Annotated in this window: 1 protein-coding gene; it reads right to left on the bottom strand. The window is 41.4% G+C overall.

Going from position 1 to position 1610, the window contains the following annotated elements; genetic code table 11:
- Positions 1-484: 484 nt before the first annotated feature.
- Entirely contained in the window at positions 485-1528 is a 1044-nt protein-coding gene (locus PSR9079_RS23310) for an IS110 family RNA-guided transposase (protein WP_149983448.1), read from the bottom strand.
- Positions 1529-1610 lie beyond the last annotated feature (82 nt).

The raw sequence follows: 1610 nt of genomic DNA on the forward strand, positions 1-1610 counted from the left end.
TAACACATATGAGCCTTAACTCTGTCAATAGGCAATAGAGTTCTTTTTGACCGTTTTTATAAATTGACGGTCAATTCTAAACCAATAAACAAATTCGTTTACTTCGTCTGTCGATGCGGCTGTTAAGCAAGTTGCTTACGGCAAACACATATAGAGGCTCTCTTATTGCGATCTCATCGCAGCCAGGTTTTTTCCATATCCTTTTGGGGTTGCTGGGGCACTAGACATTCATCGGTTAACCTAATCATGGCACTATTCAAGGCGGCTGGTTTCATCATTATGATCCAGTTAGTTTCAGGCTCAAGTCAGGTGTAAGCGACTTTGTTTATTGTATTAATGCACGCGTACTGAGCGTCTAATCAAGGCAAGTGGCTTAGGTCTGTAGGCATATAATCAGGTTAAACCTTGTTGGTTATTAACTCACCCAATTGATTGATGCTCAGCCTTATATCCAGTTAGATGTTCAGCTCACTCAGTACCGTGACTAACTCTTTAAAAATTTTGCTTCATCGAATACCGTCTCTTTTTTAAGCATATAATAAACACAGCGACCCAGCTTATGTGCAAGTGCTGACAGTGCTTTGGCTTTGCTCATTCGTTTTTGTAGTTTTTCAAGGTATTTGTTGGCGTTGTGGTTGTGACGCAGCAGTAATACGGCAGCTTCCGAGAAAGCCCATTTGAGATGTGCATTACCAATTTTGTTACCTTGGGTGCCATAGGTTTTGCCAGCAGACTCCGCTTTGCATTTGACTAACCGACTGTATGAGGCGAACTTTTGTACGCTTGAAAAGCGATTGATGTCACCAATTTCGTAAATGATGGTGAGTGCGAGAATGCGACCTATCCCATTAATTGTTTGCAAGATATTAAGGTGCACAGGGTTGTGCTGCTTAGCCATTTGTTCAATATAAAGCTCTAAAGGCTTAAGCTCCTTGTGATAGCAATCAAGTATGGCCATATTTAAATTAATAGATCGTTGCACAACGGGATCAGGGAAGTAATAGCGCATCTTTTCTCTGTCGCAAACGTTCTTTAAATTAACGTTGTGGGCAGGTAAATTGTACTGACTGGCAGTATTGGCAACATGGGCTTTTAAATCAGCGCCATGACGGACGATTTTAGTTCTGCGACGTAATAAGTCGCGCGTAGCACGCATATCTTTGTCATAGACATAAGCAAGTGGAAAGTTACCGCCACGGATGAGTTTAGCAATTTTATGCGAATCTATTTTATCGTTTTTAGCTTTTCCGCCATGAATCGCTTTCATGTATAGCGCATGACCAAGGATAAAGTCGATATTGTGCTCTTTGCAAAAATCAGCGACCCAATACCAGCAGTGCATGCACTCTACGCCAACCACAATGTCACCGATATACGGTTTAAGTAGTTTTAGCAGTGCGTCAGGGTCATCTTTAATTTTCTTGTGAACAAGGATAAGTCCTGTATTATCAATGATACAGACGTAAAGTAATCGCGCGTGTAAATCGATTCCACAATAATGTGGATGCATGTTATTGTAAAAGTTCATTGAGCTTTCTCCTGTAAGGTTGGTTGCCTTTTCAGCGTAGCGAATAATCGCGATGCTGGGGAGGAGGCTCAATGAGTATCAA

It is taken from the genome of Pseudoalteromonas rhizosphaerae (assembly GCF_902498845.1).
Lineage (GTDB): Bacteria > Pseudomonadota > Gammaproteobacteria > Enterobacterales > Alteromonadaceae > Pseudoalteromonas > Pseudoalteromonas rhizosphaerae.